Below are 26976 nucleotides of genomic sequence, written 5' to 3'. Positions count from 1 at the left end.
TTTTATAGATAAATGTCGTATTAACAATAATTATGTGATATAGATATGTTATAATATAATTAGAAAATATTATAGATTAGAAAGTTATTTTTGATGAAAATTAATCCATAATAATGTAAGTTTTATTCTATGAGGTATAAGGTGATAGTATGACATATAAAATCAGAACGACGTCGTTGGAACAGACGCAAGATATCGCATATAAAATTGGTAAATGGGTAAGTAATGGAATGATTTTAACATTAGAGGGTGATTTAGGTGCCGGAAAAACCACTTTTACTAAAGGGCTCGCGAAGGGATTAGGAATTAATCGCAATGTAAACAGTCCAACATTTAATATTATAAAGGAGTATCAAGGTCGAATTCCTTTATATCATATGGATGTCTATCGCTTAGAAAGTGGTGGAGATGATATCGGATTAGATGATTACTTGTTTGGTGATGGGGTATGTGTTATTGAATGGGCAAGTCGCATCGAGGATTTACTTCCGATGGAAAGATTAGATATAAAAATATTTAGAGAGGGAGAAAATCAACGTTGTATTGAATTAACTCCTATAGGAAAAAATTATGAAACGATTGGAAAGGTGTTGTAAATATGTTAACAATCGCTATTGATACGTCCAATACTACTTTATCAATTGCCTTAGTAGAAGATAATCAAATATTATATGAGATCATTGAGACAACTAAAAATGATCACTCAAGACGCTTAATGCCTGCAATTGATCGTATGTTTAAACAAACTCAACGTTTTCCTAAAGATTTAGATTTAATTTCGGTTGCAAAGGGACCAGGATCTTATACGGGAGTAAGGATAGGTGTTACTGTTGCTAAAACATTGGCGTGGACGTTAAAGAAACCATTAGTTGGAGTTTCAAGTTTAGAGATATTAGCTCGTAATCTCTATGAAGAGGGCTATGTAGTCCCTTTATTTGACGCGCGCCGCCAATCAGTTTTTGCGGGAGTCTATGATGGGAAAACATATGAATCAGTAATTGCCGATGGTCACTATGATTTATCTCAGTTACTAGAAATTTTATCGAAAAAGGATAAAAAAATATATTTCCTAGGTAATGATGTTGTTAAGTATTGGGAAGTAATTACACAAACTTTAGGAAATAAGGCGATTAAGGTAGAAGATGCCGATTTAAATATTCCGCATGCTTCGATATTAGCTCAAATTGCTGTGAATAGGAAACCTGTTAATGATATCCATCATTTTTGCCCGACGTATCATCGCTTACCAGAAGCTGAGGTTAATTGGTTAGCGGAGCAAAAAATAAAGGAATAGATGGTTATGTTAATTAGATTAATGACAGTAGAGGATATTCCAGAGGTCTCATTATTACATGAGAATTTATTTTCCCAGGCCTTTAACTTTATCGATTATGCGGTGCAGCAAGACTTTTATTATGGTATTGTCATTGAAGTAGATTGTACGATTGTGGGCTATTTGGTTGGGCAAATTATTTTTGAAATGGCAGATTTATTTTACGTCGCGATTGACCCACGGTATCGCTCACTAGGTTATGGTAAACTGCTTGTGGAACGTTTTATTCTGGATGCCTCTGAAAATGGAGGAGAAAATATGACGTTAGAGGTTCGACGTAGTAATTATGTAGCTATTCATTTATATGAACAGTGTGGATTCCTTTCAGCAGGGATTCGTAAAAATTATTATGCGGATTCTGAAGATGCCGTATTAATGACTCGTAAAATTAATTAGAAGTAGGTGATGGTCATGGACAAGGATATTATAGTATTAGCTGTTGAAAGTAGTTGTGATGAAACAAGTGTGGCCGTTATTAAAAATGGTATTGAGATATTGTCGAATGTTGTTTCTTCACAAATTGAAAGTCATAAACGTTTCGGGGGGGTGGTGCCAGAGGTGGCAAGCCGCCATCACGTTGAGAATGTAACGATGGTATTTGAAGAAGCTTTATTAAAGGCTAATATAGATTGGAAAGATATAGACGCTATCACGGTAACAGAGGGGCCGGGATTAATTGGTTCATTACTTATTGGGATTAATGCTGCTAAAGCACTTGCCTTTGCACATGATATTCCACTTGTGGGGGTACATCACATTGCCGGGCATATTTATGCTAATCAACTTGTAGAACCTCTTCAATTTCCTTTACTTGCATTGGTTGTTTCGGGGGGACATACGGAATTAGTTTATATGGAAGACCATTATCAGTTTAAGGTTATTGGTGAGACGTTAGATGATGCTGTAGGGGAAGCCTATGATAAGGTTGCGCGCACTTTAAAATTACCGTATCCGGGAGGTCCGCATATTGACCGCTTAGCTGCTTTAGGGGAAGACACTTATAAATTACCACGGGTTTGGCTGGATAAGGATTCGTATGATTTTAGTTTTTCTGGACTGAAGTCAGCAGTAATCAATACGGTGCATAATGCTAAGCAAAGGGGCGAGGAGATTATACCTGAAAACTTAGCGGCAAGTTTCCAAGCGAGTGTGGTAGAAGTTTTAGTTGAGAAAACGATGCGTGCGGCAAAAGAGTTTCATGTTAAACAAATTATTGTAGCCGGTGGTGTTTCGGCAAACAAAGGATTGCGACACGCACTTGAAAATGCGGTTAAGGCACAGGGGCAATTCAAACTAACAATTCCACCGCTTTCGTTGTGTACCGATAATGCTGCAATGATTGGAGCCGCTGGAACACAGGCTTATTTAAGAGGTCATCGTAGTAATATGGAGATGAATGGGCAATCAGGTATGGAATTAAAATCTATTTAAAGGAATAAAAAAACGGACGACATTGGTCCGTTTTTTTATATAAAAGACATCGTCTAAGATTTTGATCAAGATGATTGTCTGACATCTCTACCGCCTAATGATTAGTACCCAAAGTAGGTAATAAAAGATGAAGGAGCCTTTTCTTTATATAGAGTTGATTCGTTTAATAGTTAGCTCTATTAATTAAGTCATCTTATAAATCATGACGATCTCATCCCCATTGAGCTATATTTATCAATAAGGAGAAACACTATAATTGAGCAATTATTTTTTGCGTATATTCTAATCTTTCTAACCCCATTTGTTTTCCTATGGAAGTGAAAAATTGAAAATCGCCCTCTATTATTTTATGAATGAGACTAGAATTTAATCCTTCTGTTGAAATGACTTTCATGAGGGTAGAGGCGCTAATCTGTTCAATATAATAAAGATCATGGATTATTTTTTCTTCCTCTGTAAGAGGTGTGGATAACTGTCGAGCTAAGCTATGTAATGCCTCGTTAATTTCTTTAGCAGACCAATTTAGATCGTTTAATTTAATTAGGGTTTCATGAATAAACTTACTATTAGTTTGTAGTTTTTCAAGTAATCCACAGAATGTTGCTAGAAAGTATAATTTTGAAGTATTTAACTGCTCGGGATTAAAAAATCCAAGATGGTTTATGATAGAGTAAAGCGATTCAGGATTGTGATAATGTGGAAGTGCATAATCGAGGTAGTCCTGTAACTGTCTGCTTGGTTCTTTTTTTATTTGTCCATATAGATGTATATCTTCATATGACCCTTTGTTGTAAAATGCTTGTTGTCGAATGCCTTCATGCCTAAATCCTATTTCCGTTAAAAATTGATGGTGTATAGGTTTTAAGAGGGGAGTCTCAATTTCGATTCGATGAATGTCCTCTTCAAATAGTTGGGTGATTAGTCGTGTTAAGACCCTCTTCATTTCTATGTAGGAATGTTCTAAATCGAGTTCGAATTCTAAACGAAGACAGCGGTTATCTTGATTTGAGCGATCAAGTTGAAGTATACCTTGTATTTGATTTTCTATACTTTTAAGTAAGTATGATGTCGAATTTTCAGGGTTATCCCCAGATTGAATGACACAATCAAAATCAGGAGAGATTGTCTGACAATGATTATCATTTTTCCATTGACTCCATTGTTGATAAGTTAAAAATGCCTTCTTGTGAATAGTTATTTCTTTAGCTTCCATGCCTGTCCTCCTGTAGATAAGATGATTCATTATATGAAAAAACTCTATCTCATATGAGATAGGGTTTTTATTAATCTATTTGTGCTAGTGATTCCCAGGTGTCCATAGCTTCTAAAAGAAGTTCCTCCAATTCTTCAATACGAGATTGGACTAGAGCCGATTTTTGCGAATCTAAGTAAACTTCTTCTTGGAAGAGCTCAGCCTTTTTGTAAGCCAGTTCTTCTTCATACGCATTTATTTTATTTTCAATGTCTTCTAATTGTCGTTTACGTTGTTGTTCTAATCGTCGTTGTTCCTTTTGTTTTTGATAGTCGGTAATGCTATTTGTTGAACTGTTCGCCATTTCATTTTGTTGAGACGCCATTTGTTCATTAATCAGACGTTTCTTTTCGATATAGTCAGAATAGTTTCCTAGATAAGAGACGACCCCATGTGGCGTTACTTCTAAAATACGTGTAGCAATTTTATCGATAAAGTAACGATCATGTGAAATGAAAAAGAGTGTACCTTCATAATCTTCGAGGGAAAGTTCTAACATTTCTTTGCTATCGATATCAAGGTGGTTAGTTGGCTCATCTAAAAGTAAGAAGTTATTTCTTTGGAGCATGAGTTTACATAGGGTAAGACGGACTTTTTCTCCACCCGAGAGTTGGTGCACTGTTTTAAATACATCATCACCGGTGAATAAAAAGTTTCCAAGTAGAGTTCGAATATCTTTTTCTAGTCTATTCGGGAAAACGTTCCAAACCTCATTTAGTACTGTATTATTTGAGGTTAAATTAGCCTGCTCTTGATCAAAGTATCCCATATCAAGGCTTTTTCCGTAGAAAATATCACCTTCTAGTGGTGGAAGGTCCCCGGCGATTGTTTTTAAGATTGTAGATTTTCCAATTCCATTGGGTCCGATGAGAGCCACGCGTTCAAGGCGATTGATATGGAAATCCAAATGATCTGAGATTGGCTTATTATCATCATATCCAACGGCTACATTTTCTACCTTGAGAACATCGTTTCCACTACGACGATCGATTTCAAAGGTAATCCCTATAGACTTATCATTTAATTTAGGCATTTCGATTCGTTCCATTTTATCTAGGAGCTTTCTACGCGATTGAGCTCTTTTAGTTGTTGAGGCACGAACTATATTTCGGCTAATAAAGTCTTCCATCTTCGAGATTTCTTTTTGTTGCTTTTCATATTGTTTCATTAAGGCAGCGTAGGAAATGGCCTTTTGATCCATATAGTCTGAGTAATTCCCCTTATACTTTGTACATTTACGGTACTCAATTTCATAGACGGTTGTGGCTATCTGGTCAAGGAAGTATCTATCATGGGAAACAATAACAACAGCACCTGGGTATTTTTTTAAATAACCTTCAAGCCATTCAATGGTATCAATATCTAAATGGTTGGTTGGTTCATCGAGAATTAAAAGATCAGGTTTTTGAAGTAATAATTTAGCGAGTGCTAATCTCGTTTTTTGTCCTCCACTGAGGTTAGAAATTTTTTGGTCGAATCCGATTTCGTTAAATTTAAAACGATTTAAAATATTATTAATTTCTGATTCATAAGTATACCCACTCATTAATTCAAATTGATGGTTTAATTGTTGATATTGATCAATAATTTTTAGATAGTTCTCGCTCGTTGGATCTTCTTCAGCCATTTTTAAACTTAGTGCTTCTAATTGACCTTTAAGCATAATTGTTTTTTGGAAAACCTTTAACATTTCATTATAAATGGTATCATTTGAATTGATATGGCTAGATTGCGCAAAATATCCGAGGATGACGCTTTGCGGCTTATGGATTTCCCCACTATCATAGTCAATTTCATCTGCAATCATTTTTAGTAAGGTAGACTTTCCTGCCCCGTTACGCCCAACAACGGCAATGCGTTCCCCCTTTTTTACCTCAAATTGAACATTTTCAAGAATTGGGGTCCCCGAATAAAGTTTAGTTAGTTTACTTGTTTGTAATAAAATCATTTTGTTTCTCCTTTACTAACTTCTTAGAAGATTCACTCATTTAAGATAATATCTTAAGTATAATGCTTAAATCAGAGATAGGCAACGGAGTGCCTCAAATAATCTTTAAAATTTAACATATAGATGTTTTATTTGTGGATACTATTCACAATGATTTGTTTTCATGTTATTATTTAAATATGATAAAGGAGGTTTTGTATGCTATCAAATATACCAAACGCAACACTTAAACGATTAGCACTTTATCGTCGTTGTTTCGTAGAACTCGATGAGATGAGAGTGAGACGAATTCAATCGGGAGAGTTAAGTCAAAAAATAGGGATTGATTCTGCAACTATCCGACGTGATTTTTCATATTTAGGTGAATTAGGTCGCCAAGGTTATGGATACGAAGTACGTGTGGTATTAGAGGCATTTAATAATTTATTGAAACCAGGTGACGCGCAACGTTGTATTTTGATTGGGGTTGGAAACTTAGGGCGCGCTTTAGTAAAGTATTTTAGTTCGGATAAGTTTAAAAGACGATTATTTAGAACACCTGTTAATTTAGTCGCAGGATTTGATATAGATGAAAGTTTAGTGGGTCAGCATATTGGGGAGTTGCCGATCTATCATTTAGATAATTTATCTTCATACATTGAAGAGAATCATGTAACCTATGTGATTTTAGCGGTTCCACCATTTGTTGCTCAAAAAGTAGCGACTTCATTAGAGGGATTAGGTATTAAAGGAATTCTGAATCTTTCTTCAACTGTTATTAATGTGAGTGAGGATATCCTTGTTCATGAAGTTGATTTAAATATGGAGTTAGAAACGTTATTCTTTTATGTTTTTCAACGCGAACAGCTAAAAAATAAGTCGAATGAAAAATCTATTCTCATATGAGAATAGATTTTTTCTATTAATGGTAAATTGTTGCTATTATTCATAAAAATAGGTATAATTGTGGGCGATGAGAATGTTAGCGGTTGTTAATGGTGATTATTTTGACATCAATTAAGAAGAAGCTAACGTTTTTCATACGATTATTCGAGACGTTGCATCTAAAGGAGAGCGACAGTGGAGGAGAAGATAAGATGAATCAGGCAAGAAAGAGAATGAAGTTTTTAATTTTAGTAACTATGTTTTGCAGTATCCAGGTTATTTTAATGTTAACCCCGCTTGGGTATATTCCTTTAGGACTTGTACGTGCTACAACGATGCATATTCCTGTTATTTTAGCTGGAATTTTGTTAGGCATAAAAGGTGGGGCTATAACAGGTTTAGTTTTTGGGGTAAGTAGTGTCGTTATTAATACATTGACGCCTACGATTACGTCTTTTGTGTTTACTCCTTTTTATTCATTGGGCGATTATAGCGGAAATTTTTGGAGTCTTGTGATTGCGATTGTGCCGCGCGTATTACTGGGTGTTTTAGCTGCGATAATCTATCAATTATTTAAACATAAGGGCAATAAATTATCCGTTATCGGAAGTAGTTTTACGGCATTAGTGTGCACAATTATTCATTCTATTTTAGTATTAGGCATGATTTATGTATTTTTTGGCCCAAGCTATGCGTCGGCAAAGGGTGTTGAAGTTTCAGCATTGTTTGGTTTATTATTAGGTGTTATTACAACAAATAGTTTATTAGAAGCTATTTTAGCGGTTGTTATCGTGGCACCACTAACTAAGGTTTTAGAACCTATAACTAAGAAGGTGATGTAAATGGAAAAAAAAACAGTAGTCATTGGAATCTGTGGGGGGATTGCCGCTTATAAGACTGCACAGTTAGCGAGTAATTTATATAAAAAGGGCTATGATGTCCATGTGATTATGACAAAAAATGCAACGGAGTTTATTACTCCGATGACGTTTGAAACGTTAACGCATAATCGGGTATCAGTAGGAACATTTGATCGAAATTTTCAGTATGACGTTAACCACATTTCATTGGCTAAACGTGCGGATGTATTTGTCTTAGCACCTGCATCAGCCAATTGTATTGCGAAGATTGCCCATGGAATTGCTGATGATATGTTAACAACAACTTTTTTAGCTGCCAATTGTCCTAAATTAATTGCTCCGGCAATGAATACAGGGATGTTGAATAACCCAATTACTCAACGTAATATCCAGCAATGTAGGGAATTTGGGATGACTATTATTGAATCTGCTAGTGGTTACTTAGCTTGTGGAGATGTCGGAAAAGGTCGCCTGGCAGAAATTGAAGATATTGAGGATGCCATTGAGTGTTTATTGATTAAGGATAAGCCTTTAGCTGGGATTAAGGTTGTTGTGACGGCCGGGCCTACACAGGAGGATATTGATCCTGTACGATTTATAACGAATCATTCTAGTGGTAAAATGGGGTACGCCTTAGCGAGAGCCGCACGTAATTTAGGTGCTGAGGTGACGCTTATAACGGGGCCTACTTCTTTGAGAAAACCTGTTTTTATGACGATTATCGAAGTAAGAACAGCAGATGAAATGTTTCAGGAAGTATCTGGATTAAAAGATCAGTATGATATTTTAATTAAATCTGCCGCAGTCTCTGATTATAGGGCCTCTTTTGTGAATCCACATAAGTTAAAGAAACAAAGTCAACAGACGACACTTGATTTAGTCATGAACAAAGATATTTTATTAGCTATGGGGAAAGAAAAAAAAGATAGCCAAGTGATATGTGGATTTGCAATGGAAACTGAAAATTTAGAAGAAAACGCCACTAAAAAATTGTTAGGTAAAAATGCGGATTTAATCGTTGCCAACCAATTAAATGAAGAATTTGCAGGTTTTAAGGGGGATACAAATGTGGTGACGCTTATTCAAAGAAATGGAATCGTGAAATTGAATAAGATGTCTAAGGAAGCCCTCGGATATGAAATTATGGAACAGTTATTGAAGATTTTAATAAAGAAAAGGGGAACAATATGTTAATCGTTATTGATGTCGGAAATACTAACATTACGTTAGGGGTATATGATAAAGACGATTTAATTGCTACATTTCGTTTAACAACTAAATTACAAAGAACATCTGATGAGTTTGGAATTACGTTATTTTCTTTTCTTCAAACAAAGGATATTAATCCCCAAGCGGTAGAGGCTGTTTTAATTTCGAGTGTAGTTCCTAAAATTATGCATTCATTAACTAATGCTATTCGTAAATATTTTAATATTGAACCAATGATTGTAGGGCCTGGAATTAAGACTGGAATTAGTGTTAGAACGGAAAATCCTCGTGAAGTTGGGGCGGATCGTATTGTAGATATTGCGGCTGCTTATTATATTTATGGAGGCCCTGCGCTTGTTATTGACTTTGGAACTGCCACAACTTATGATTATGTAAATGAGAACGGGGAGTTTGAATTTGGAGTAACTTCTCCAGGGATTGAAATTTCGGCACAGGCGCTATGGACGCAGGCAGCTAAATTACCAGAGATTGAAATTAAGAAGCCAGAAACGATTATGTGCCGTAATACGATTACTAGTATGCAAGGTGGTTTGGTTTACGGTTACATTGGCCAAACAGAATATATTATTAAGAAGGTAAAAGAGGCAGTTGGAAAGGATATCAAAGTAGTGGCCACAGGGGGATTGGGGCGCATTATATATAACGAAACTGATATGATTGATGTTTATGATCCAGATCTTGCATTTAAAGGAATGAGAATCATTTATCATAAAAATAAAGGCGGATTTTAAACCTTTTAAAAAATAGGGACCAAGTGCCACACTTGGTCTTTTTTTATCATAAATAAAAGGCTCTCCCATGTATTTGGAATAAATAGATCTAAGAAGCATATTAATCAGTAGGTAGATAATAATAAAAAGGATTTTTTCTTAAAATTATTGCCATTATTTATTCATCTCTGTATAATTTATTTAATAGCACTCATTATAATAGAGTGATAAAAACGAGGAGGGAAAGACATGTTAAGACCATTAAACGATAATGTTGTTATCGAAATTGTTGAGCTTGAGAAGAAAACGGCAAGTGGGATCATTCTTTCAAAAGAGACTTCAAAGCCGAGTCACTCAGAGGGTGTTATCGTGGCCGTTGGGGAAGGAAAGTGTTTAGAGAATGGAACGCTTAAGACGCCTTCTGTTAGTGTAGGACAACGTGTCATTTATAATGGATTTGCGGGAACAAAAGTTTCCCATCAAGGAAAAGATTTAGTTATTTTATCATCGGATGATGTTTTAGCGGTTGTTGAGTAAGTTATAAATAGATATTAATATAAGGGAGGATTTTATAGTATGGCAAAAGAGATTTTATTTGCAGAAGATGCCCGCCGTGCAATGATTCGTGGTGTGGATAAGTTAGCTGATACGGTGAAGGTAACTTTAGGACCAAAGGGACGAAATGTTATTTTAGAACAAAAGTTTGGAACGCCCCAAATTATTAATGATGGTGTCTCAATAGCTAAGGAAATTGAGTTAGAGGATAAATTTGAAAATATGGGAGCTAGATTAGTTGCTCAAGTTGCAAGTCGAACAAATGATGTTGCGGGTGATGGAACGACAACAGCGACAGTTTTAGCACAGGCGATGATTAGGGAAGGAAATAAAAATATTGTGGCTGGAGCCAATCCAATAACGATTCGCCGTGGAATTGAGCGTGCCGTGAAAGTAGCGGTAGAAGCATTAAAGGCTAATTCAAAACCAATTGAAGGCAAAGAATCAATTGCTAACGTAGCAGCTATTTCAGCAGCAGATGAGGAAATCGGTAAACTGATTGCTGAGGCAATGGAGCGAGTTGGAAATGATGGTGTTATTACACTTGAAGAGTCAAAAGGTTTTGAAACGACAATGGATATTGTTGAGGGGATGCAGTTTGACCGCGGATACTTATCTTCTTATATGGTGACTGATACGGATAAAATGGAAGCCGTTTTGGATAATCCCTATATTTTAGTAACCGACTCTAAGGTAGGTACTTTACAGGATATTTTACCTATTCTTGAACAATTGGTTCAAACAGGACGTCCAATGGTCATTGTAGCAGACGATATTGAAAATGAGGCATTGGCAGCATTAGTTGTTAATAAGTTACGTGGAACATTTAATGTTGTAGCTGTTAAGGCTCCAGGTTTTGGTGATCGTCGCAAACGCATGTTAGAAGATATTGCTATTTTAACGGGTGCACAGTTAGTAACAGAAGAATTAGGATTAGAATTAAAAAATACAACGTTGGATCAGTGCGGACGTGCTGGACGAGTGATTGTAACCAAAGATCATACAACCGTTGTTGAAGGAACAGGTTCACAAATGGACATTAATGCTAGAATTGCTCAAATTCGCGCAGAACTTGAAAATACAACATCGGAGTTTGATAAAGAAAAATTATTAGAGCGTTTAGCGAAGTTAAGCGGTGGTGTGGCTGTTATTAAGGTTGGAGCCGCAACGGAAACGGAGCTTAAAGAAAGAAAATTACGCATTGAAGATGCCCTTAATGCAACTCGTGCAGCAGTTCAGGAAGGAATTGTCGCAGGTGGTGGAACAGCCTACATGAATATTTATAATGAGGTATCAAAAATTGAGGCATCAGGTGATGAAGCAACAGGAATTCAGATTGTATTGAAGGCATTAGAGGCTCCAGTTCGTCAGATTGCTGAAAATGCGGGAATTGAAGGATCTATTATTATTCATAAATTGAAAGAGTTAGAGGCCGGATATGGATATAATGCTGCGACAGATGAGTTTGTAGATATGTTTAAAACCGGTATTGTTGACCCAACGAAGGTGACTCGCTCAGCATTACAGAATGCAGCTAGTATTTCTGCTTCTTTCTTAACGGCTGAAGCAGCGGTTGTAGAAATTGAAAAACCTCAAGTTTCGCCGGCATCACCTGACATGAGCGGTATGGGAATGATGTAAAAAAAAATCTCTAGATTTTTCTAGAGATTTTTTTTATTATAAAGGAAAGAGGAAATGGAGGTTTTTTTATGAAGGGAATTGGTACTGATATCATTGAGATTAAAAGAATAAGTGAAGTGCGGCAAAAGGAACGATTTATTGATAAAATTTTAAGTGAGGAAGAAGTCACTTTGTATTCCCAATTTGTTAGTGAAAAGAGAAAAAATGAATTTATTGCAGGGAGATGGGCTGTTAAAGAGGCCTTATATAAGGCATTAGGGTCATTTTGCCACGGGAAAAAATATCAAGATTTTAGTATTGTCAATGATGAGACGGGGAAACCCTACTTATTAAAGCCAGTAATAGAAAATGTTCATCTTAGTATAAGTCATTGTGATCATTATGCGGTGGCTTTTGTTGTTTGGGAATAATTAAAATAGGAATCGTTTCAGGCAACTAATGACGATTCTAGACAATGTTAGTTGTCTGAAGGGCAACCTTTTCTAAAATGGAATAAATTTTGCGTAATAAAGATATAATTCTTATTTTATTTTAGGATAGGAGAGGTAAGTGTTTACTTCATCGATAAGTTTTTCTTTTAGTAAAGCATAAATTCAGTTGCTTCCTCATAGGATTAATTGAAATTGAACTTAATAAAGAGGTGGATAGCGATGAAGAAATTATGTTTAATGTTCACAGTAGTACTTACAGTGCTATTAACTGCATGTGGGGAAATGTCGCAGCAAGATGTTGTTGACAAATTAACTAGTAACGTAGAAGATGCTAAGTCTTATTATGCAACAGGGGTAATGGAAGTTGATAATAATGGACAAGTGTATCAGTACAACGTAGAAGTGGCTTATCAAAAAGATAACAAGTACAAAGTAACACTAAAAAATGAAACAACGAACAATGAGCAAATTATTTTAAAAAATGATGAGGGAGTTTTCGTTTTAACACCTGCATTAAATAAACAATTTAAATTCCAAAGTGATTGGCCATTATCAAGTTCACAAGTTTATTTATACCAATCATTAATTACGGATATTTTAAATGATGCAGAAGCTAAATTCGAGGCCACAGAGGATGCATATACATTCGAAACTAAAGCGAACTATCACGGAAATCGCGATTTAGTCTCTCAAAAAATTACTTTTGATAAAAAAGAATTAACACCAACAGAAGTTTATGTTTTAGATTCTAAAGGTGAGCCACGTATTTCAATGAAGTTTTCATCATTTGATTTTGATAAAAAGTTTAAAGATGGATATTTCGATTGCCAAAAAACAATGGAATATTCACAGGAAACAATGGGAGAGGGAGCTTTAGCAAATTTAGAAAGTGAACTCTATCCTGCTTATTTACCTGAAGGAACAACATTAGTTAATAAGCAAGCTATCGATATTCAAGATGGGGAGCGCGTGATTATGACATTTAGCGGGGATCAAGAGTTTACAATGATTCAAGAACCTGCTGCATATAATGAGTCTACAGGGGTAGAACCTGTTTCAGGACAACCTGTAATGATTAATGGTACAATTGGAGCATTAAGCGATAACTCAATTACATGGGTTGAGGGAGGCGTTGAGTGCTTCTTAGTTTCTGAAACATTAGAGACAGAGGAGTTAGTTTCAGTTGCTGCATCAGTTTCTAATCTCGCAGAAAAATAATAAATAAATCAAATACGTATGGTAAGGTACCCTGAACTTTTAGGGTGCCTTTTTACGATGGTCGATGCATGGTCTTTTGATCAAAGGGAAAGAAGAGAGGGCAACGAAAAAGGGTCATGGGATGTAGGATAATCTCAAAGGGAGTGTATACCTTTTAATTGTCGAACAAAAGAAGTAATTGGTGAATAAGGTTGAATCCGTAAATTTTAGATTTATTAATAATTTTACAATCGGGATATGTTTGATTTAGTTGTTTTAAATAACCGTTATTTTTAGATGTGACGATTAGTTCGCATTTATCACTTATTGGGTGTGAAAGTTGAATAGTCGTTTGAAGGTTCTCGTCCGAGATATGATTTTTTTTTGTTTCACCTGGAAAAACAAGTAATTCTGAAAGAAGTGAGTATAATAGAAAGATAAGGGTAATTAATGTACAGGTGAGTAGAACAACAATAATTTTCTGATAATTAATTCGATGAATGGTAGTTCCTCCTCATTTTTTATGAATTTATTTAGCAAGGAAAGATGAACAGTGGTTAGAGTAAGTGATTCAGTCAAAGGCTTATAAAATATAATCATTGGATTTACCTATTAGGAAGGCCCGATAAAGGCGAAGTTACCTCTATATATAATAATAAAAAAATTATGTTTTTCTTGTGTACAAATTGTATCCATTTATGTTAAATTTTAAAGAGAGATTTTTTTCCTATTGGAGAGTGTTAGGATGAGTATAAAATATAAGGTCTTAGTGGCTGAGGATGAGTTAAAGATTAGAGAGATTCTTGTAGACTGCTTAATGGATGATTACGAGGTGATTGAGGCAAAAGATGGGCTAGAAGCACTTCGGTTATTTCATTCACAACAGTTTGACTTAGTTTTATTAGATGTTATGATGCCTGAGAAAGATGGGTTTTCTGTTTTAAAAGAGATTCGTTTGGTTTCTAAGGTACCTGTCATTATGTTAACGGCACGTTCTAGTGTGGAAGATCAAGTGCGTGGTTATGATTTAAAGGTAGATGATTACGTCACAAAGCCGTTTGATAATCAGGTTTTATTAGCAAAAGTTCATCGATTGCTATCTCGTATTAATGAAGACGATGAAGTAGAAACTTATGAATTAGCTTTTGATGGTCTGGTTGTTAATAAATTATCGAGGACGGTTCGTGTGGATAATGAACTGATGGATTTTAGACCTAAGGAATTTGACTTATTAGTTTTTTTAATTGAAAATCACCGAATTGCGTTAGATCGCGATCGAATTTTAGATGCGGTTTGGGGAATCGACTATTTTGGTGATACTCGTGTTGTGGATACGCATATAAAAAAAATTCGAAAAAAATTGGGGGACTATTCGAAATATATTCATACTGTTTTTGGTGTTGGGTATAAGTTTGAGGTGATATAGTCTTGCGTTTAGCAACAAAGATTTTTTTACTTTTATTTGGTTTGTTTTTTACGACGCTTCTTTTAGATATTGTTGCCCAATACTATTTTTATGATTTTGCTTATCCGGGTTATAAACAAAATCAAATTTATCGCTTGGTTTATGAAATAAAAGATGAGGTTCCGAACTTTCAACGTTTCACGAATGATTTTTTTTCGTATATGAATGGGATCGAAGATAAATATTTGATTAAATATAAATTACATAGTTCAAATACTTCGCAGCTAAATTTAGAATATTTAACGGATAATGATATCTTTTTCGAATCGACGACTGATAAAAATGTGACAACGTATCATTACTATACTAAAATTAAATTTAAGGAAGGAGAAGAATGGATTATTGAAATCTCCTATTCTTTACAAGTTTTAGGTGAAATGTTATCCGTTTTTACGAATTATTATATCTTTATCTTTATGATTTTAGCTATCTTGGTACTCATTTTTGCTATTTGGTTAACAGAGCATATTACTAAACCTTTATTGCATATGAAGCGGGTTACTACTAATATTGCAAATATTGATTTTAGCGAAAAATGTGAAGTAAATTCAGATGATGAGCTAAGAGAGTTAGCAACAAATATTAATGTTATGAGTGAGAATTTAAACAGGACGTTAACTGAATTACAAGTAGCGAATGAACGATTAAAAGATGATATTGCTCGCGAGCGAGAATTTGAACAAATGCGCTCAACTTTCTTTTCCACAATTTCGCATGAATTAAAAACTCCACTTACAATTATTAAGGGAATTGCTACTCGAATTCAATCGCGTTCAATGTCTCCCGACGAGGTTAAGGTGCAATTAAGCTCTATCATAGAAGAGGTTAATCGGATGACGGTGATGGTTCAAGATACATTAAATTATATGAAGATGGAAAATCCGGAGGATATTTTAGAATACAGTAGTTTCAATTTAAAAATGTTAATTGAGCATTTAAATAATAAGGTTAAGCATATAATGGGAGAGAAGAAATTACATATTCATTTAGATTTGGACGATGAATATGTAGAGGCAGATTCTTCGAAGATTATGACCGTCGTTACAAATTTATATTCTAATGCTATTCGTTATACTCCTGATGGTGACCACATTTATGTAAGTCTTAAACGCTTTGGAAGTAAAGTTCAGTTTGAAATTGAAAATACGGGGATTTTTATTCCAGAAGAGGAATTGGATCGAATATGGGAACCTTTTTATCGTTTAGAAAAGTCAAGAAATAGGGACAGTGGGGGAACAGGTCTAGGACTACTAATTACGAGTAAAATTTTGCAGATGCACCAAAGTCATTACGGGGTCGTTAATACCTCACGAGGTGTAAAGTTTTATTTCGATTTAAATGTAGATCCAGACTTTGATGAATAGGGGGAATATATGAGGGTCATTTGTTATTTACAAATGGCCTTTTTATTATTTTAAAATTAGGGGGATGATCAAATGGAATTAAAAATTAATCGGTACGCTTCAATGCTAAAACCTTCATTGATTCGGGAAATGAAAGTGTTAGCGGATAAATATAATGATGTTATTGATTTTACATTAGGGGAACCCCATATATCTCGGCATACCTATGAGGTTATTCAAGAGGGGTTACATCATAAAATGATGGAATCTTCGTTGGGTTATTCTCATCAATATGGAATTATAGAGTTAAGAATGGCAATTTCAGAGTATTGTAAGCATAATTACGGCCAGATTTATGATCCATATTCAGAGATTATCATTACAACAGGTGTTTCTGAACCTATTAGTGCGGTTTTTAAAACAATTTTAGAGGAAGACGATGAGGTTATCATTTTTTCTCCATCCTTTACTTTATACAATACGAATGTTCAAATGTATGGGGGAAAAGTTGTTTTATATGATATGGTGGAAAATGATATGCAGGTAAAGGAAGAGGTATTAAGCAGGTTAATTACTGCAAAAACGAAAGCTATTTTAGTGAATTCTCCATGTAATCCTACGGGGAAAATATTTTCTGAAGAGGAAAATGAGGTGATATACAACTGTATAAAGGATAAACCTATTTTTGTGATTAGTGATGAGATATACCGTGAAATCGTGTTTGAACAGAAAAAATGTTGTTCGCTTTCAAAATATCCACGATTAAGGGATCGTTTATTTATTTTAAATGGTTTCTCTAAGTCATATGCGATGACGGGATGGCGGATAGGGTACGTATTAGGCCCAAAAGAGTTTATCAATACGGTAGCCGTTGTTCATCAAAACTTCGTTGCTTCTGCTTCAACTATTTCTCAATATGCGGCTCTTGAGGCATTAAATCACCCAGAATTGACGAAAAACATTCAGCAACTTTACGAAAAAAATAGAAATTATGTTTACCAACAGTTAAAACCGTATTTTAAGCATGTTGTATTGCCGGAGGGAGCCTTTTATCTCTATATAGACGTAAGTAATTACGGGTTAACTTCATATGAGTTCGCAATGAATTTACTAAAAAGTAAACAAGTAGCCATTGTTCCTAGTATGGCCTTTGAACCAAATGATTCGGGATATGTTCGTTTATCTTATTGTTGTGACTTTGAAACGTTGCGAGCAGGCGTTTTACGTATACAAAATTTTATAAAAAGTTTGTAAAAGAGTTAATTTACCCGTGACCTATGATAAAATACTGAAGGACTTGCATGTGATAAAAGTCATGCGATGATAGTTTAAAAATGCGGTATCTTAACATGAAGCAGTATCTCAATTAATTATTTGATAAATTTAATGTTAATGGTAAACCTAGAGATAGAACAACCGACTTTAGGAGATACGTGATACAATATAGCTTTATTTTTTAGAGACATTATTAAGGAAAATAAAATTTTTTGTTGTATAGACGAAAGACGATTAACCGCAAGAATATTTAATGTAATGTTGAAAGAGAGATGGCAATGAAGAAGAAATATAGAAGTTATAGTTATTATCCCAGTCAGAGAAAAAAGAAAATTAAAATTAATAAGGTAAGATTTACGCTATTTATCTTAAGCTGTTTACTTATTCTTAGCGGTATCGGTTTTGGATTAAAGCTGATATTAACCGATAAGGTTGATGTTTCCTTAGCGTTAACGGACGATCTTAATCCTAAGGAAGGGGAAAGTTTGTATCGACTATCGTTGAGTTGGGAGCCGTTGAAAAAAGATGCTTATAAGGAAATTCAAATCAACATTAATGATAAGTCCTACGTATTAGATAATACGGCTACAAGATTCGATGTTGATTTGTCGGCTCCTAACACCGATTATAAAATTACCTTCCAGGCAAGGAGGAAGGGGCTGTTCTTTTCTAAAAAGGTAAAAGACGTGATTCGTACATTTGCCGATAATGAAAGGATAGAACAATCAATTGCTGATTTAAAGATTAAGGATCATGTTTTATTATTTAGTCACGCGCTAAAGAAAACTAAAGAGATGAAATTTGATTCCGAAGAGATTCGTTATGAAATCATCGATGTGATTAACCAATCTGTCATTGAGGGTGATGTTACCATCACGAGCGAGGATAGAGAAGAGGTTAATCTTCAAGTCGAAATACCGATTGAGAAGTTAGTGCAGGCACCCGTGTTAGCTTTAAGAATGAGAATGGAGATAAATAATCATATCCTCTCGATTCCTGTTCAAGTAAATAAAGGGAGTCAGGTATTCAAAGGTTTAGATGGCTACGAATTATTACCTCAATCAGATAACCTTATTTTAGTTAATAAGGAACTTCCCCACCTGAATTACAAAAATCATCAATTTTATGCAGAATCCTTACACCTCAATATAGGGACAACGGATATTTTAACGTATCAACTAGTTGATGCATCTCGTAATATTATTGTTGATGAGGCTTACTTAGAGGGTGGAAATAAAGCGATTGAATTGTCGGATCTTAAGGAAGGAAATTACGTGGTTAAGTTAAACGATCTTCCTTTATACACGGATGAAGTCTTAAGCGAGCAGTGGTACTGTATTCTGAGAAATGGTGTAGCTAATCATGTGACGCTGAAATCAGAAAATGGCTTACTCTATCTTATCGTTCGTTCAGTGAAGGAAGTTCCTGAAGATGTGTATGATATTTTAATTGATCCTGGTCATGGGGGATTGGATGGCGGAACGGTTGCAGGTGAATTAACGGAGGCAAATGAGGCGCTTAAGCTGTCTAAGTATATAGCTTCAAGATTGGAGGATCATGGACTGAAGGTTAAGTTAACTCGTACTGAGGATGTAGATCCTGCTGGTCCTGGTAAATCTGATTATGGAAAATCGCCTTTTTATGACGAGGGAAGGGTTGAGCAAGTTTATCGTTATCAGACAAAATATATGATTTCTAATCACTTGAATTCTTTTAATGAGTCATTAGAAGGATTTGAGGTTTATAGTTCTGTTATCAATGACGATGATTGGTCTTCAAGGGTCTCTACTGCCTTAAAGGAGGCGGGACAAGATCCCCGTGATTCGGTAAAGAGTGAATTTCGTTCTTCAGAAGGGTCATATAAAAAATATTTTGTTTGCCGCGGATCTTCTTATGAAGAAAAATATGGTTGTCTTAATGATTCTCTTGACTATTTATACATTATTCGTGAAACAGGGGGGGCATTATCACAGTCTTCAGAATTAGTTGAACATAATAATAGCTATGATTCAATTCCACATTATGGGTCAGAAACGCTACTCATTGAATATGCATATCTCGATAATCCTAAAGATTATAAGGAATGGATTGCGGATTGGAAATCATGGGGCGAAGCGGTTGTAAAAGCAACGGTGGAGTATCTTGGAGTAAAATACCAAAAATAAAAAGGGGGAATCCCCCTTTTTATTTTTGGTAGAGTTTCCTATGTTGAATGTGGGAGTGGAGTATAGAATGGACGTATAATCTTAACGGAAAAGGTAAAGGTTATTATGGTAAATTAACATTTTAATTAAGAGGTGCCTGACAGGTGTTAAATTAATGGATATTATTTCTTAATAATGGATACAAAATATTTTTTATGATATCATATTATTTAGATTTTTAACATTTTATAGTAATAGAGATTAAGTGAGAGGGAGAGGAAATAATGAAAAATCAAAAGAAAGTATTAATATTAACTGCTCCTTTTGGTAGCGGGCATTTACAAGTGTCTAGTTCACTAACGGAAGAATTCTCCAAGTACGAAAATGTTATTGTAGAAGAATATGATTTATATTCTGAAGAGTTTCCGACATTATCTAAAACTATTCAAAAGGCTTATTTAAAAAGTTATAAACCGATTGGTAAAGACGTTTATCGCATGTTATATTACGGGTCTAGTTACGCCGTTCATGATTCATTTCAAGCTAAAATTTTGAAACCCTATTTGGAGTTTGGAATGCGATCATTGCGAAATAAAATCGAGTCTTTTAATCCCGATGCTATTATTAGTGTCTTTCCGGTAACTTCCTTATATACATTAGAAGATAAAGGATTTAAAATTCCAATCTACACAGTTATTACTGATTATTACGCAAGTGGGCTATGGCTTTACAAGGGGGCACGCCGTCACTATGTGGCCAATAATCGAATGGTGGCTTGGGGAGTCGCTAATGGATTGACACAAAGTCAATTTATGTTAACAGGAATACCTGTTCATGGGAAGTTTTATAAGGAGCTTAACCGCCAAGAGATTTATAAAAAATATGGGTTAGACCCTCAAAAGCGTACAGTTTTAGTTGCAGCAGGGGCACATGGTGTTGTTTCACATGTTGATGAGATTGCAGCCCGCTTAGCTTCCCAACCTCAGATTCAGGTTATTGTTGTCTGTGGAAATAATACAAAGTTATATGATCAAGTAATTCAATTGTTGGATGAATATGAAAATCTCAAGGTATTAGGTTACTGTCAGGAAATGCATGAGCTGCTCTCAATTGCTGATTTAATGGTTACGAAACCAGGTGGAATCTCACTAACTGAGGCTGCAATTAAAGGTGTTCCGGTTATTTTATATAATCCAGTTTACGGACAAGAATTAGAGAATGCAAAATATTTCTCAGATAAAAATGCTGCCGTGATTGTGACGAGTGAAGCAGAGTTAATCTATCATGTATTAATCATTTTAAATGAAGACGGGTTACTGGACGAAATGAAATGTAATATTAAACAGTTAGCGCGAGCATATTCGGCTAAAACAATTGTTGAGGATGTGTTGAAAGATAGTGATGAGTACTACGAACAACAACTATAAAGTATTAAAGCTTACCCATGTAAATGGTCCCGATTATGAAATTGCTTTAAGAGTTCCGAATGGGCAAATTGTTTTGTTGCCCGTTCATGAAGAGCTCGTTTTAAAGTTTAGGCTAGTCGTTGGGAAAGAATTAGACGAGTTACAAATTGATGAATTGAACGGTAAGTTGGATTTAGGTGATGCCTATCAATACACGTTAAAATTATTATCACGGCGCTCTTACACTACTGCTCAAATCCAAGAAAAATTAGAATCTAAAAATTATGCTGCTCATGTTATTAATGAGGTTTTAGGACGTTTAATTAATGCTGGATTATTAAATGATGGAGAATATGTAAGATCGTATATTCATCAAGAAATGGTAATGGGGAAAAAGGGTCCCAATAAAATAAAGTTAGAGTTAATAAGAAAAGGGGTATCTGAATCGGTAATTGATCAGTATCTTCCTGCGTATGGAGAGGAATATCAGACTGAACATGCATTAAAAATTGCCCATCGTATAATCAATAGTAACTATAAATACGGAGTGCACGTTATTAGACAAAAAGTTATAAATCAGTTAATTAATAAAGGATTTAATCAACAAATAATCGATAGGGTTATGAATCAGTTAGAAGTGGAAGATACTCAAGATAATCAACAAGCTATTTTAAGGAAAGAGGTGCAAAAGTATTATCAAAAGCACCGGAGTCTAAATGACTATCAACGTAAAACAAAGGTTGTTTCGGCTTTAATAAGAAAAGGATTTAATTATGAGGATGTTTTAAGTGTTTATCATAATCTGATGGAGATTGAATAGTTAGAGGGGCGATTCGTCCCTTTTATTTTATGAAAGAGGGTTTTGGACATGACACAGCCAATTTATTTAAAGGTAAAGGGGTTAATTGAAGAGGAAATTAAACAATTGGTACCTAATGCTATTATTCAATCAGAGCGTGACTTAGCCGTAAAATATTCGGTATCTCGCATGACCGTGAGAAAGGCGATTGAATCATTAATCCAGGAGGGGAAGCTATATCGTAAAGATAAGGTGGGAACATTTGTTGCTGATGATAAACTGCATGAACCTATTGCAGAATTAGTAGGTTTTACTTCTGAAATAAGTAGTAAGGGAATGAGACCTCATACAAAGGTTGTTAGTTATGAGCTAATTGAGGCGGACGAGAGATTAGCCCAAAAGTTAGAAATTAAGATTCATGACCGTGTACATAGTTTATTAAGACTTCGTATGGCGGATAATCGTCCAATGACATTGGAACATAATTACATTCCTGTATCTGTGATTAAAGAGTTACCTCAATCAGTTATTAATACCTCGATTTATGCATTTTTGGATGAGGCATTAAATGTTAAAATTGCATCCGGGTCACAAACTGTAACAGCCATTAAGGCTAACGAGGAAGTATCTCGATTATTAGAGGTACCATTAAATGAACCTTTACTCTATTTAGAATTAACTTCGGTTTTAATGAATGGCCAAGTTTTGGAATTTGTTGAAACATACGCTAATCCCCAAAATTATACGGTACGTATTCATTCGCGAAGAAAATGGTAAAATAAAGAAATAATCCGTAGGGGATTATTGACATGAGAGTCATAAAGGGGTAAAATGACAGTGTAAATTGAATCCATTTAATAAATCTTCGAGGCAGGGTGAAAATCCCTACCGGCGGTAAAGCCCGCAAGCCGTAAGGTTGATCTGGTATAAATTCCAGAGCCGACAGTTAAAGTCTGGATGGGAGAAGATTCGTTTTTGATATACTCTTTTTAGGATATATCTCACGAAGGTTTATTAACGTGAGATCTTTTTGCATTTCACTAAAACTTTAAATGTATTGGAGGAGAGTGTATGAAAAACGCAACAACAAGTTTCAAAGAAACAAAGAATTTAATTTTACTAGGGGTTTTTATTGCATTGGGGACAATTTTAATGCTCATTGAAATTCCTTATCCATTAGTTCCCTTCTTAAAATTTGATTTAAGTGAATTAATTGTACTATTAACTGTTGAATTATTTGGATTGATTCCGGCAATTATGGTGGCTTTCTTTAAGTCCCTATTAAATATTATGCTAGGTCTTAGTGCAACACCTATGCATATCGGATCTATTACAGCCTTTATTGCTTCTACGACCTTAGCGTTTCTGTACGTTATAATAAAAAAATATATTTCTGGATCAAAAATAGGACAAAAGGCATTACGATTCATTTTAGTTATTACAGGGTTTTCTCTTATTTTAACGATATGTAATTATCTCTTTATTACACCTATTTATTTCGGGGGATTATGGTTTACAGATGTTATAGAATGGGCAACTTTGGATTCTTTTATTCCAGGATTACCTTTTAACTTAGGTTATGGAGCTGCCATTGCGCTTGTTTATGTTCCGTTTAACGCATTGAAAGGTTTAATTGTATTGGGTGTATATGAATTAATTTCCCCTCGATTGTTAACAGCATTACGGTTTAGTACGAAGCATAAGAGAGTGTCGTCAGTAACTGCCAAATAAACTTAGGTTACTCTATAACTTTAATATAAATTATATTTATCCTTTATATAGAAAAGAGGTGGTGTTTGCCACCTCTTTTTTTGATATAATAAACATCAGATAAATGGAAATGATAGTTAAAAATAATCCTTTATAAATGAATATGAGAGGGTGTTTGGATGAAGAGAATGGTATATCTGATTTTTTTAATTTTTATAATGCTAGGTTTATATAAGTACATTAATCAAATTAATCTACAGTCATCTGAGGTATTGCAAGTATGGGTTAATGAATCGGATTATGAGGTATTAGAAACTGTAAATCCTATTTTTGAGAGTATGTATAACGTAGAGGTTCAATTGAAAATTATTCCCTCCGATAAAGTCATAACCAATCTGCCGCTATATAAAAAGTCTAATGAGTATCCGGATATTATTAATGTTTCACATACTTTAATTTCTGATCTAGTAGAAATGAATGCCATTCATCCAATGAGTGATATTTTCGATTCCTTTAATATATTGCCTAATGTAAAATCGGCTTTTAAGGTAAAGGGCGAGTATTATGGGGTACCTTATAATGCGCAGACCGATATTTTGTATTATAATAAGGAAATGTTTAAATACGGCATACAATCTTTTTCGCAGTTATTTGATGAGGACATATCTTTAGCGATTGATTATCAAAGTATATATCATATTAATCCATTTGTTACTGGATTTGGGGGATATACCGTGGGTGTTGATAATTTTGGTGATACTAATTTTTATGATATTGGGTTAAACAATGAGGATGCTATTCGAGGAATAGCCGCAATGTTTTATTTATTAGATAAATCATTGGTTTATCAAACCGAATTTGAAGTGTATCGATCGTTTATCAATCAGTCATCAGATTTGTTAATTGCTCCAGCCTCATTAGTATCTTCTCTATTAGAGGTGTATCCTAATTTAGGCTATCAAGCGATTCCTAACTTTGTAGAGGATATTTTACCGTATACATATACAAAAATCGACACGTATCAAATAACTCAATCGTCGAAGAATCAGGAGTTAGCTGCCAAGTATTTAAATTATTTATTAACCGAAGAGGTGGCGAAAGTACGATATGATTTAACAAAGGGAATAGCCCCTGTAGATTATGCTACTATTATCTCTCAGGAGGAGTATTATAATGTCGTGAAAAAACAATTACATCGCTCAATCCCATTGCCTAATCAAGTTGAATTTAGTTTTGTGTACCTTCCTTTTCAAAGAGCTTCCCAACAAATGTTACGACTTCCGTATCAGATTGAAACGATTATGAATGAGACGGTAGACTGCATCAATAGTGAATTAGAAAAGGTAATTAAATAACGGGAAATAAAGTGCCCTTATAATAGATATAAACCAGAAAAATGATATTTTATGATTAGTCTGGTTTTAGTTCTATGAGAGAGGTGCTTTTTCTTATGTAATGACACGGTTTCGGTATTATTTAAACAAAGACAAATAGAAATCCTATAACTCGGTATCTAATTGATTAGAGTGGATACCTTGAGAAACTTAAAATTTTCTTCTTTATCTTAAGATATAATGCCTTAAAGTTTATAATAAAAAATACTTAAAAAGGTAAGGCTTGGAATTACTAAGGGTAAATATTAATCGTTAAAAATTAATTAAGCATTACTAAAGGAGACACGCTTTAATATTTTTAATTAAATAGAAAAAATTCAACAATTAATGTGGAAAAGATGTATAATTTCTGATAAAATTGTTCATTTATAGTCGTTTTATTAAGAAAATCTTTAGAAAGACACAAATTGGACACATTTGTGTGAAAAAATTAAAGTCAGAGAGGGAACTTAGATAAAAAATTAATTTTATATAGATTCTAACAGTCACCAAGACTAAAAAATTACCTTATTGTATTGTGAAATAAGGCGTGGAGGTCGTAATGATATGAAGAACAAGATAATTGGTGCATTAATTGTCACCATGTGTATAACGGGGAATAGGCAAAAACTAGTGGAGGCAGCTCCAGTAACAACACAAAATGTTGTTTATCGTGTATATGTAGATGAAGAGCCTATTGGGCTTATAACAGATAAAAGTGAATATGATAATTTAGTAAATAAACAAAAAGAGGAATTATCAAAGAAATATGAAAAGCAAACAGTTATTAAATCGCCGACTAATGTTCGACTTGAAAAAGAGGTTACTTTATTACCGTTAAATACGCTAGATAGTCAATCCGTTTTAGAAACAGTGGCTGAAAAAGCAAATTTCCAGGTTTCGGCCTATAAAATTTCAATTAACGAGGAACAGTTTGTAGTAGAGGATGCCAATGTAGTGACTAATACACTTTTAGAGTTAATGGTGCATTACACTGGAGTGGAAGATATTCAGAAAATAATGGATATTGAAAATGAGATTACTCCTTTAACTGAGGCGGGTTCACAATATATTGGTGCAAAACTATTAGAACCGGTTAAGGTAGAAACTGAATATGCTAATTTAGATGGTATTTTAAGTCGTGAGGAAACGCGAAGAATGGTGTTATATCGTCAAACGCAGCCTCAAAAGACGGTACTTTTTAATGAAGATTCATCATTATGGGATATTGCCACAGAGAATGGTTTGACTGAAGAGGAATTACACTTATTAAATCCTCAAATCAACGGTTTATCTTGGAATGAGCTATTAGGAATGGAGTTAGATGTAACGCCATTGAATCCAATGATTATTGTAGAGACTGAAAAAGAAAAAGTTGAAATTACAGAATTGCCATATGACGTGGAATATATTGATGATAGTACGTTACCAAAAGGAGAGACTGTCATTGAACAAGAAGGCCAAAATGGGCAAAGTTTAAAGCGGCTGAATATTGTCTACGAAAATGGCGTACAATCTTCTTTATCAGTCGTAGAAGATTCACAACTATCAGAACCGGTTAAACAAATTGTAAAACGAGGGACAAAGGTTATTTCTGGTGTAGGAAGTGGGAATTGGATTTGGCCAACGACTACGCGTTCAGTAACCTGTGGCTATTTATGTTATAGCGGACACTATGCTATCGATATTCAGGCTTATATTGGGCAACCTGTTTATGCAGCTGATGGCGGTGTTGTAATTAGTGCTGGATATAGTAATGGATATGGAAATAATATCTTAATTGATCATAAAAACGGTTATTATACTCGTTACGCGCATTTAAATTCATTGAATGTATCGGCAGGAGACAGTGTCCAAGGTGGACAGACGATTGGTGAAGCTGGAAATACCGGAAACTCAACAGGACCACATTTACATTTTGAAATTCGTCCAAATACGGGAAGTCAACCAAGCTACGCACCTAATCCGTTAGATTTTTATTAATTAAAGGAATGAAAACCCCTAATAAT

Annotated in this window: 24 protein-coding genes and 1 riboswitch; of the genes, 22 read left to right on the top strand and 2 right to left on the bottom strand. The window is 34.6% G+C overall.

The genetic code is table 11. From position 1 onward, the window contains the following. Nucleotides 1–149 precede the first annotated feature (149 nt). The 4 genes from tsaE to tsaD are packed head-to-tail and all read left to right on the top strand — an operon-like array spanning nucleotide 150 to nucleotide 2764. Nucleotides 150–596, top strand: coding sequence for a tRNA (adenosine(37)-N6)-threonylcarbamoyltransferase complex ATPase subunit type 1 TsaE (gene tsaE / locus VXM77_RS10800; protein ID WP_161832315.1), 447 nt, complete (start codon nucleotides 150–152; stop codon nucleotides 594–596). A gap of 2 nt (nucleotides 597–598) precedes the next feature. Then, nucleotides 599–1294, top strand: coding sequence for a tRNA (adenosine(37)-N6)-threonylcarbamoyltransferase complex dimerization subunit type 1 TsaB (gene tsaB / locus VXM77_RS10795; protein WP_161832314.1), 696 nt, complete (start codon nucleotides 599–601; stop codon nucleotides 1292–1294). A gap of 6 nt (nucleotides 1295–1300) precedes the next feature. Then, nucleotides 1301–1729 (top strand): ribosomal protein S18-alanine N-acetyltransferase, encoded by a 429-nt coding sequence (gene rimI, locus VXM77_RS10790; RefSeq protein WP_161832313.1) that lies wholly within the window; start codon nucleotides 1301–1303, stop codon nucleotides 1727–1729. Between the two features lie 15 nt (nucleotides 1730–1744). Then, nucleotides 1745–2764, top strand: a complete 1020-nt coding sequence (gene tsaD / locus VXM77_RS10785; protein WP_161832312.1) for a tRNA (adenosine(37)-N6)-threonylcarbamoyltransferase complex transferase subunit TsaD — start codon at nucleotides 1745–1747, stop codon at nucleotides 2762–2764. 250 nt (nucleotides 2765–3014) lie between these two features. On the opposite strand, the gene VXM77_RS10780 is transcribed toward tsaD, so the two are convergent. Both VXM77_RS10780 and VXM77_RS10775 read right to left on the bottom strand, forming a co-directional pair. Further along, nucleotides 3015–3977 (bottom strand): GNAT family protein, encoded by a 963-nt coding sequence (locus tag VXM77_RS10780; RefSeq protein WP_262953927.1) that lies wholly within the window; start codon nucleotides 3975–3977, stop codon nucleotides 3015–3017. Nucleotides 3978–4047: 70 nt separating this feature from the next. Beyond that, nucleotides 4048–5964 (bottom strand): ABC-F family ATP-binding cassette domain-containing protein, encoded by a 1917-nt coding sequence (locus VXM77_RS10775; protein ID WP_161832310.1) that lies wholly within the window; start codon nucleotides 5962–5964, stop codon nucleotides 4048–4050. Between the two features lie 198 nt (nucleotides 5965–6162). On the opposite strand from VXM77_RS10775, the gene VXM77_RS10770 reads away from it, so the two are divergent. From VXM77_RS10770 to VXM77_RS10685, 18 genes are all read left to right on the top strand, one after another. Continuing rightward, nucleotides 6163–6849, top strand: a complete 687-nt coding sequence (locus tag VXM77_RS10770; RefSeq protein WP_338506337.1) for a redox-sensing transcriptional repressor Rex — start codon at nucleotides 6163–6165, stop codon at nucleotides 6847–6849. A gap of 191 nt (nucleotides 6850–7040) precedes the next feature. Further along, a complete protein-coding gene (locus tag VXM77_RS10765; RefSeq protein WP_161832308.1) occupies nucleotides 7041–7670 on the top strand; it encodes an ECF transporter S component in 630 nt (209 codons plus the stop codon). Beyond that, entirely contained in the window at nucleotides 7671–8882 is a 1212-nt protein-coding gene (gene coaBC, locus VXM77_RS10760; protein ID WP_338506335.1) for a bifunctional phosphopantothenoylcysteine decarboxylase/phosphopantothenate--cysteine ligase CoaBC, read from the top strand. After that, nucleotides 8876–9649, top strand: coding sequence for a type III pantothenate kinase (locus VXM77_RS10755; protein WP_161832306.1), 774 nt, complete (start codon nucleotides 8876–8878; stop codon nucleotides 9647–9649). The genes coaBC and VXM77_RS10755 overlap by 7 nt, the downstream gene beginning before the upstream one ends. Before the next feature lie 228 nt (nucleotides 9650–9877). Continuing rightward, the gene (locus tag VXM77_RS10750; RefSeq protein WP_161832305.1) at nucleotides 9878–10165 is read left to right on the top strand and encodes a co-chaperone GroES; all 288 of its coding nucleotides are present in this window, start codon (nucleotides 9878–9880) and stop codon (nucleotides 10163–10165) included. Between the two features lie 39 nt (nucleotides 10166–10204). Continuing rightward, nucleotides 10205–11824 (top strand): chaperonin GroEL, encoded by a 1620-nt coding sequence (gene groL / locus VXM77_RS10745; RefSeq protein ID WP_161832304.1) that lies wholly within the window; start codon nucleotides 10205–10207, stop codon nucleotides 11822–11824. 68 nt (nucleotides 11825–11892) lie between these two features. Beyond that, complete coding sequence (gene acpS, locus VXM77_RS10740) at nucleotides 11893–12234, top strand: holo-ACP synthase (protein ID WP_161832303.1); 342 nt, start codon at nucleotides 11893–11895, stop codon at nucleotides 12232–12234. 240 nt (nucleotides 12235–12474) lie between these two features. Beyond that, entirely contained in the window at nucleotides 12475–13473 is a 999-nt protein-coding gene (locus VXM77_RS10735) for an outer membrane lipoprotein carrier protein LolA (RefSeq protein WP_161832302.1), read from the top strand. A 724-nt stretch (nucleotides 13474–14197) separates the two neighbouring features. Beyond that, nucleotides 14198–14878 carry a response regulator transcription factor gene (locus VXM77_RS10730; protein WP_161832301.1) on the top strand — a complete coding sequence of 227 codons (681 nt, stop codon included), beginning with the start codon at nucleotides 14198–14200 and terminating at the stop codon, nucleotides 14876–14878. Between the two features lie 2 nt (nucleotides 14879–14880). After that, entirely contained in the window at nucleotides 14881–16281 is a 1401-nt protein-coding gene (locus VXM77_RS10725) for a HAMP domain-containing sensor histidine kinase (protein ID WP_338506330.1), read from the top strand. A 72-nt stretch (nucleotides 16282–16353) separates the two neighbouring features. Then, nucleotides 16354–17514: an aminotransferase class I/II-fold pyridoxal phosphate-dependent enzyme gene (locus tag VXM77_RS10720; protein WP_161832299.1), complete on the top strand. Its 1161-nt coding sequence runs from the start codon at nucleotides 16354–16356 to the stop codon at nucleotides 17512–17514. A gap of 299 nt (nucleotides 17515–17813) precedes the next feature. Beyond that, the gene (locus VXM77_RS10715) at nucleotides 17814–19700 is read left to right on the top strand and encodes an N-acetylmuramoyl-L-alanine amidase (RefSeq protein WP_262953922.1); all 1887 of its coding nucleotides are present in this window, start codon (nucleotides 17814–17816) and stop codon (nucleotides 19698–19700) included. 263 nt (nucleotides 19701–19963) lie between these two features. After that, a complete protein-coding gene (locus VXM77_RS10710; protein WP_161832297.1) occupies nucleotides 19964–21106 on the top strand; it encodes a glycosyltransferase in 1143 nt (380 codons plus the stop codon). Beyond that, a complete protein-coding gene (locus tag VXM77_RS10705) occupies nucleotides 21081–21905 on the top strand; it encodes a RecX family transcriptional regulator (protein ID WP_161832296.1) in 825 nt (274 codons plus the stop codon). Before VXM77_RS10710 ends, VXM77_RS10705 begins: the two co-directional genes overlap by 26 nt. A gap of 48 nt (nucleotides 21906–21953) precedes the next feature. After that, nucleotides 21954–22661, top strand: a complete 708-nt coding sequence (locus tag VXM77_RS10700) for a GntR family transcriptional regulator (RefSeq protein ID WP_161832295.1) — start codon at nucleotides 21954–21956, stop codon at nucleotides 22659–22661. Nucleotides 22662–22741: 80 nt separating this feature from the next. Further along, nucleotides 22742–22857, top strand: a riboswitch (FMN riboswitch). 98 nt (nucleotides 22858–22955) lie between these two features. Then, nucleotides 22956–23615, top strand: coding sequence for an ECF transporter S component (locus tag VXM77_RS10695; RefSeq protein WP_161832294.1), 660 nt, complete (start codon nucleotides 22956–22958; stop codon nucleotides 23613–23615). A gap of 158 nt (nucleotides 23616–23773) precedes the next feature. Continuing rightward, nucleotides 23774–24949: an extracellular solute-binding protein gene (locus VXM77_RS10690; RefSeq protein ID WP_161832293.1), complete on the top strand. Its 1176-nt coding sequence runs from the start codon at nucleotides 23774–23776 to the stop codon at nucleotides 24947–24949. 585 nt (nucleotides 24950–25534) lie between these two features. Further along, nucleotides 25535–26950, top strand: coding sequence for a M23 family metallopeptidase (locus VXM77_RS10685; protein WP_161832292.1), 1416 nt, complete (start codon nucleotides 25535–25537; stop codon nucleotides 26948–26950). The last annotated feature ends 26 nt before the right edge of the window (nucleotides 26951–26976 follow it).

The organism is Turicibacter sp. KK003 (assembly GCF_037014675.1).
Lineage (GTDB): Bacteria > Bacillota_I > Bacilli_A > MOL361 > Turicibacteraceae > Turicibacter > Turicibacter faecis.
Note: the sequence above shows the minus strand (reverse complement) of the source record. Positions and strands in the feature narration are given on the sequence as shown.